7 protein-coding genes are annotated in these 6501 nt (G+C 66.7%); 2 read left to right on the top strand and 5 right to left on the bottom strand.

Annotated elements, in window-relative coordinates; all coding sequences use genetic code 11:
- Both L995_RS17605 and ylqF read right to left on the bottom strand, forming a co-directional pair.
- Nucleotides 1-1014: PAS domain-containing protein (locus L995_RS17605; protein ID WP_231574458.1), on the bottom strand; the 1014-nt coding region annotated here is incomplete at its 3' end.
- Between the two features lie 159 nt (nucleotides 1015-1173).
- Nucleotides 1174-2127: a ribosome biogenesis GTPase YlqF gene (gene ylqF, locus L995_RS17600; RefSeq protein WP_016453899.1), complete on the bottom strand. Its 954-nt coding sequence runs from the start codon at nucleotides 2125-2127 to the stop codon at nucleotides 1174-1176.
- 168 nt (nucleotides 2128-2295) lie between these two features.
- Between ylqF and L995_RS17595 the strand changes: the two genes are divergently transcribed.
- The gene (locus L995_RS17595) at nucleotides 2296-2538 is read left to right on the top strand and encodes a hypothetical protein (protein WP_013803403.1); all 243 of its coding nucleotides are present in this window, start codon (nucleotides 2296-2298) and stop codon (nucleotides 2536-2538) included.
- Between the two features lie 2 nt (nucleotides 2539-2540).
- A complete protein-coding gene (locus L995_RS17590; protein ID WP_016450464.1) occupies nucleotides 2541-2753 on the top strand; it encodes an oxidoreductase-like domain-containing protein in 213 nt (70 codons plus the stop codon).
- Between the two features lie 7 nt (nucleotides 2754-2760).
- Here the strand turns inward: L995_RS17590 and gshA are convergent, their stop codons facing one another.
- From gshA to L995_RS17575, 3 genes are all read right to left on the bottom strand, one after another.
- Nucleotides 2761-4290 carry a glutamate--cysteine ligase gene (gene gshA, locus L995_RS17585; protein WP_047472798.1) on the bottom strand — a complete coding sequence of 510 codons (1530 nt, stop codon included), beginning with the start codon at nucleotides 4288-4290 and terminating at the stop codon, nucleotides 2761-2763.
- Between the two features lie 266 nt (nucleotides 4291-4556).
- The gene (locus L995_RS17580; RefSeq protein ID WP_016453901.1) at nucleotides 4557-5468 is read right to left on the bottom strand and encodes an SDR family NAD(P)-dependent oxidoreductase; all 912 of its coding nucleotides are present in this window, start codon (nucleotides 5466-5468) and stop codon (nucleotides 4557-4559) included.
- A 575-nt stretch (nucleotides 5469-6043) separates the two neighbouring features.
- On the bottom strand, nucleotides 6044-6469 hold the full coding sequence (locus L995_RS17575; protein ID WP_016453902.1) for a hypothetical protein: 426 nt from the start codon (nucleotides 6467-6469) through the stop codon (nucleotides 6044-6046).
- Between the last annotated feature and the right edge of the window lie 32 nt (nucleotides 6470-6501).

Here is a 6501-nt window from a genome sequence, read left to right as displayed (position 1 = left end):
CTCGCGGAACTCGCGCGCCAGCGCGCGCAGCCGCTGGGTCAGCGACAGGCGGTTGGGCAGGCCGGTAAGCGCATCGAAATGCGCCAGCGCATGGATCTGGCGCTCCGCGCGCATGCGCTCGGACAGGTCCTGCTTGAGCTCCACATAGTTGACGATGCTGCCGTCCGAGGCCCGTATCGGCGCCACGAGCACGGCCTCGGGCAGGTCCTCGCCCTGGCGCGTGCGGTTGGTCATCTGGCCGCGCCACAGCGCGCCCCGGCCCAACTGGTGCAGCGCCTCTTCCCAGGCCGGAGCATCCAGCCCCATGGTGGAGTAGCGGTGCGTGGGCTGGCCCAGGACTTCGTTGCGCGCAAAGCCCGTGCGCTGCAAGAAGGCCTCGTTCACATAGACGATGTTCTGGTGCACGTCGGTGATGACGATGCTCTCGGGGTTCTGCTCCACGGCGCGGTAGAACTTGCGCAGATCGTCCTGGTGCTGCTCCAGCGCGCCCAGTGTGTCCTGCAGCTCCTGGGCGCGGCGGATCAGGCTGCGCCGCGCCATCAGCGTGACCGTGCCCGTCAGTCCCAGCATGCCCACGAAGTAGAGCATGGAGAACACGGGCGAGGTCTCGCGCTGGCCGATCCAGTCAACGCCTTCCCGGCCCGCCACCCAGAAACCGGCCATGGTCAGCACGGACAGGACCAGCATGACCAGCGTGGTGCGCACGCCCAGCACCCAGGCGCACATGACCAGCAGGGCAGGAAAGGCCAGCACCGAGCCGCTTTGCACGCCGCCCGTGGCGGCCACCACGGTCACGGCCGCCGTCCAGGTGCCCCAGACAAGCACATTGGAGGCCAGCCGCCAGTGCCGGCGCCAGCCCAGCAGCACGGCACCGAAGCTCACGCCTGCGGCAACCAGGTTCAGCCGCACGCTGAGCCAGGGAACGGGGTCCTGCATCAGCAGCGCCATGGCCAGCATCACGGTGAGGCTGGTGATCCATATGCTGCCCACCAGGACCACCCTGCGCAGGGACAAATGGGTTTCCGCCTCGACTCGATGACGCCGCATGAAAAAGCCCCAACAGAGAAAGAACACTCAACATGCTAGCGGTCGGCGCCGCCTGCGGCTGTGGTGGTTGTGCCACCGCCCCGGTCGGACGCGCTCTTGCACCAAACAGGGTATGCGGGCGCCGGTTCAGGGCGCGCTTTTGCGCTCGCGCGGCGGCCGCTTGCGCGCCTTGACGGCGTCCTTGCGCGCCTGGCGCTCGGCATCGCGTTGCTGGCCCACGGCCAGCCATTGCGCGTACTCCTCGGGAGTCTCCAGCGTGATGCGGCCCAGGACCGCTGCGCGGAAATCCGTGAGCACCAGCTCGGCCGCCTTTTGCACATTGACACGTCCGCCGCCCATCATGGCGCCGCGGCGCCGGCCGATGGCGTCCAGCAGCTCGTCGTCGTGCAGGGCGGCGATGCGTTCGTTGTCCAGGCCCAGCTTGTAGCGCGCCTCCAGCATGTCCGCGTAGTTCTTCTGCAGATAGCCCAGCAGCTCCAGCGCCACCAGTTCCTCGTCATAGGCGTTGCGGCCGACGGCGCCGCTGGCGGCCAGGTTGTAGCCGCTTTGCTCGACGATGATGCGCGGCCACAGCATGCCGGGCGTGTCCCAGAGGTAGAAGTCGTCGGCCAGCACGATGCGCTGCTCCAGCTTGGTGATGCCGGCCTCGTCCCCCGTCTTGGCCTGCCGCTTGCCGCTCATGGAGTTGATCAGCGTGGACTTGCCCACGTTGGGGATGCCGCAGATCAGCACGCGCATGGGCTTGGCCATGCCGCCACGGTTCGGCGCCAGCAGCTTGCAGGCCTCGATCAGCCGGCGCGTGGGCGCGGGCTCGGAGGCGTCCAGCGCAATGGCGCGCGTGTCGCTCTGGGCGTTGTACCAGTCCAGCCACAGCGGCGTGCGCGCGGCATCGGCCAGGTCCTGCTTGTTGAGCACCTGCAGGCGCGGCTTGTGGCCCGTCAGCTCCTGCAGCAACGGGTTGCTGCTCGACCCCGGCAGGCGCGCATCCAGCACTTCGATGACCACATCGATTTCCTTGACGCGCTCGGTGATCACCTTGCGCGTGAGATTCATGTGACCGGGGAACCACTGTATGGCCATGGGATTACTTTCTGGGAAACGGGGGGACTGGCAGGGGCGCAAGGATAATTCATGGCTTGCGCAGACAGGATGCAACAACGCGCGGCGCCCCGGCGCAACCCGCAGACTTCCATTTTTTCTTGCGCAAGCCGCAATTGTCCCCCGCTTTTACGCCCAGCCTCACTGCCCATGTCCTTGCCCGATACCCCCTCGTCCCGCTCCGCCTCGCGCAAGGCAGACATCGAACTGCTGATCAAGGGCGTGACCTGCGCCGTGATCGGGCTGGTGATTCTGCTGGCGCCACAGTTCATGGCGCCCGGGGGCATCGTGCAGATGATGGCCCAGTCGTACCTGGTCGGCTGGTTCGCCCTGCTGCTGGGCACGGCCTTCATCGTGCTGTTTGCGGTGCGCCGCAGCAAGGCGCGGCGCTGAGCATGGTGCAGGGGCCGCTGGAGCAGGCGCTGTCGCAGATCCAGCTGTGGCAGCAGCGCGCCCAGGCCGCAGGCATTGCACTGCGCCCTGCGCCGCCCCAGCCCACGAGCTGCTGCGGCCGCGGCTGCAACGGCTGCGTCTGGGAGGGCTTCTACGACGCCGTGCTGTTCTGGTGCGAGGACGCAGGCCAGGCGCTGGGCGCCGGGCGGGGTTGAAGCGCGCTCAGCGCAGGTTCTCCGGCGCCATGTAGCGCAGGCGCCATTCCTCGAACGACAGCGTGTCCGCGGCCTCGATGTCGCGCTGCTCCTGCACGGACTGCGCCGACCATTGCTCGAAGCGCTGCTGCTGCGCCTGGCTCCAGGGCAGGGCCAGCAGCGAGTCGCGGGCCTGCTCGGACCGGGCCAGCGTGAAGTTCGCAAAGCTGTTGCCGTATGCGCCCGTCAGCTCGCCCAGCACATGGGCCGACGGCGTGCGCTCGGGGTGCTCCAGGCGCTCCAGCGCCTGGGCCAGGGCGGCGCTGTAGTCCTGCGTGCCGTGGGTGCTGTCCAGCGCCTGGGCGTAGGGTCGGCACTGGTCCAGCACTTCATGGGCCCAGTCGCGCAGCGGCACTTCTCGGCCGGCGCGCACCAGCTGCAGGCCCGGCTCGCGGCCGCGCTCGGCCGTCAGGTGCTGGTTGTGCTTGAGTTCCGCGATCTCGTCCGGCGTATCCGGCGGGCTGTCGGCGTTCAGGCAGTGCAGCAGGAACACGTCCAGCATGCGCATGGTGGGCGCGGCAATGCCCACGTCCTCGAAGGGATCGAGGTCCATCAGGCGCACTTCCACATACTCCACGCCGCGCTCGCGCAGCGCGTGCAGCGGGCGCTCGCCGCGGCTGACGGTGCGCTTGGGGCGGATGGTGCCGTAGAACTCGTTTTCGATCTGCAGCAGGCCCGTGCCCAGCTGGTTGTAGTCGCCGCCCGGGTTGCGCACGCCCAGCATCTCATAGGCGGGATAGGGTTGGGTCAGCGCGTCGTACAGCGAATTCGCATAGCCTTCCAGGCCGTTGTAGCTGACGTTGATGCTGGCCTGCGCATCGCTCTGGTAGCCCAGGCGTCCCATGCGCAGCGAGGTGGCGTGGGGCAGGTACAGCGCCTGGCCCGTATTGCCCAGCGGCTGCAGCCGGTGCTCGCGCCCCTCGACGAAACAGGGACACAGCGCGGGCGACGCGCCATACAGGTACAGCAGCACGAAGGCATGGCGCCGGAAATTGCGGATGAGCGAGAAATACTGGTCGCTGGTCACGCCGGGCAGCGACCAGTTGTAGTGGATGCCCGAAATCGTCTGCATGCGCCGGCCATAGCGGTGGCCCAGCCCCATGCGGTACACGCTCTTGGAGCGGCCCGAGTGCGAGGAGCCGTAGCGCGCCAGCGGAATCGTCTCGTCCGTGGGCAGCTGGCAGGGCATGCTGGACGACCACAGCATCTCGCCACCCGCATCGCGCAGGCTGCGCAGCACGAACTGGTGGATCTGCACCAGCTCGTCCAGGCATTCCTGCACGCCCAGCCGCGCGCCGGTGATCAGCTCGATCTGCGATTCGCTGTAGTCGGTGGTGATGTGCGGATGCGTGAGCGCCGAGCCCAGCGCCAGGGGATGCGGCGTCAGTGCCAGGCTGCCGGAAGGCAGCACGCGCAGGCCCTCCTTTTCTATGCCACGGCGTGTGCCCTTGAGCCGCTCAGGACCGGGAACCGCCATGGATGCCTGCGATGTTTTCATTCTTGTTTACCGATTCGTTGATGGGCATCGGCCCACACGGAAACCACCAGGATTCCCGGCGGACCCGACCCGGACGCCGAATGATAGAGAAACGGCAGGAAACGCGATGGCGCCTGTCCGCTTAACCACGCGTTTTGGCCTGTTGCCCCGCATGGGATCGCCGCGAGCGAAAGGAATATGTCAGAGTTTTGCCCTCCCGGCCGGCGCTGCCTTGATACCGGGCAAGGGACGGCCGGCCAGCGGCGAAACCTCTGGCCGGCCCCTGGTCATCGACGGGCTGCAGCCATGGCCTTGCCCACTTCCAGCGTGCCCTGGGCGGCGCCGCTGGCGGGCACCTGTTCGCCGCTGCGGTCCAGCACCTGGGCCAGCTGCGCGGCCAGCTGTTCCGGCACCTGCTCGCCCTGGCCCAGGTAAACGCCTTCGGTCAGCGTGATGAAGGCGGCCTCGAAGCCGCCCGCGCCTGCGCACAGCGTGGTGCGTGTGGGCGCACTTTCGTGGGCCAGCACCAGCATGGCGGGCACCACGGCCTCGGGCTTGAGGGCGGCCAGCACGGCCTCGGGCATCAGGCCTTCCGTCATGCGGGTGGCCGCCGTGGGCGCCAGCGCATTCACATGGATGCCGTGCTTGGCGCCTTCTATGGCCAGCGTCTGCATGAGGCCGACCTGGGCCAGCTTGGCCGCGCCGTAGTTGGCCTGGCCGAAGTTGCCGTACAGGCCCGTGGACGAGGTGGTCATCACGATGCGCCCGTAGTTCTGCGCCTGCATGTGCGGCCACACGGCCTTGCAGCAATGGGCGGCGCCCATCAGGTGCACTTCCACCACCAGGCGGAAGTCGTCCATGCCCATCTTGGCAAAGCTCTTGTCGCGCAGGATGCCGGCGTTGTTGACCAGGATGTCCACGCGGCCCCAGGCATCGACGGCCTGCTGCACCATGGCCTGCACGGCCTCGAAATCGGTGACCGATGCACCGTTGGCCAGCGCCTGGCCGCCCGCCGCGCGGATCTCGTCCACCACGGCCTGGGCCGCCGTGGCCGAACCGCCGCTGCCATCGACCGCACCGCCCAGATCATTGACCAGCACCTTGGCGCCGCGCGCCGCCAGCGCCAGCGCATGCAGGCGCCCCAGGCCGCCGCCGGCCCCCGTCACGATGGCCACGCGGCCTTCAAACTCAATCGCCATGGAGATGCTCCCTTTGTGTCGTTGGATGCCGGTTGCGCCCTCCGGATGGCAGGGCACCGGCCACCCAGCAATGTAGACGGACGCCGGCCGCATTCCGGTTGCCGAAGCGACTGCGGCAGGCCCGCCGGCCTTGTCCCCATCATTTCGTGACAAGCCTGTGGAAAACCATGTGCAGGCTCGGGACTTGCTGCTTAAGTAATTGTTTTGATTCGATTTTTTCGTTTTGCCTATTTTTTAATCAAATCCACAAGTCGTGTGCCCGACTTATCCCGCCTCACCCTGAACAATCTTGTGAACAACTTTCACAGCGGGCGGGATAAGGCACGCAAGTCATTGATTCAAAAGAAAAACAGAAGGAGCGCTTAAAAAATAGGCAGAAGACCCCTGATTTTCGGGCCACATCCCGCTTATCCACCGCGCAACCCGCATGTACGCATTTACCCCCATTCGTACTGGACAAGCATGTGGACAAGCCGCCAAAAATGCCGAATTCGCAACATAAGTCATTGATTTGACAAACAAGCCAGTCAATTGCTCAAAAAACAGGCAAACCTGTGCGTCGCAGCCGGACGCGTTCAAACGCCTTGCGACCCGCTCCCCTCACAGGCCTCATCACGCGCATGCGCTGCAAGCGCCCCGCAGACGGCACCGGCAACCAGGGGAAAGACATAGACGCCGAGGGATTTGGGAAACGGCGTGCCGGAGGTCGCTGAAAAGCACGCAGCCAGCGCGGCGACACCGCTCACCGCACCCAGCACGGCGCCGAACTCCCTGGTGCTCAGTACCTGGAGCAGGCCCCTGAGAGGCCAGCCGACCACATAGATCACCCCCGCCAAAGCGGCAGGAACAGCACCTATGCCATAGCCGAACACGACGAGCAGCCAGTTCACCGGCAGGACCGGCGCACCGTCCGCGCCCACAAGCATCACGGTCAGCACGCCCACACCGGGACCGACCAGCAGGAAAACGAGCACAGGCAGGAGGTAGGGCTTGATATGCATGGCGCCAAGCCTAGCGCACCGCTGACACGCGG

This window comes from Delftia sp. ZNC0008 (genome assembly GCF_000799035.1).
Taxonomy (GTDB): Bacteria; Pseudomonadota; Gammaproteobacteria; order Burkholderiales; family Burkholderiaceae_C; genus Comamonas; species Comamonas tsuruhatensis.
This window is presented reverse-complemented; position numbering and strand designations above follow the sequence as displayed.

Coding starts and splice junctions, on each gene's coding strand:
- ylqF (WP_016453899.1), bottom strand. CDS start 2,127: ATGGCCATACAGTGGTTCCCCGGTCACATGAATCTCACGCGCAAGGTG.
- L995_RS17595 (WP_013803403.1), top strand. CDS start 2,296: ATGTCCTTGCCCGATACCCCCTCGTCCCGCTCCGCCTCGCGCAAGGCA.
- L995_RS17590 (WP_016450464.1), top strand. CDS start 2,541: ATGGTGCAGGGGCCGCTGGAGCAGGCGCTGTCGCAGATCCAGCTGTGG.
- gshA (WP_047472798.1), bottom strand. CDS start 4,290: ATGAAAACATCGCAGGCATCCATGGCGGTTCCCGGTCCTGAGCGGCTC.
- L995_RS17580 (WP_016453901.1), bottom strand. CDS start 5,468: ATGGCGATTGAGTTTGAAGGCCGCGTGGCCATCGTGACGGGGGCCGGC.
- L995_RS17575 (WP_016453902.1), bottom strand. CDS start 6,469: ATGCATATCAAGCCCTACCTCCTGCCTGTGCTCGTTTTCCTGCTGGTC.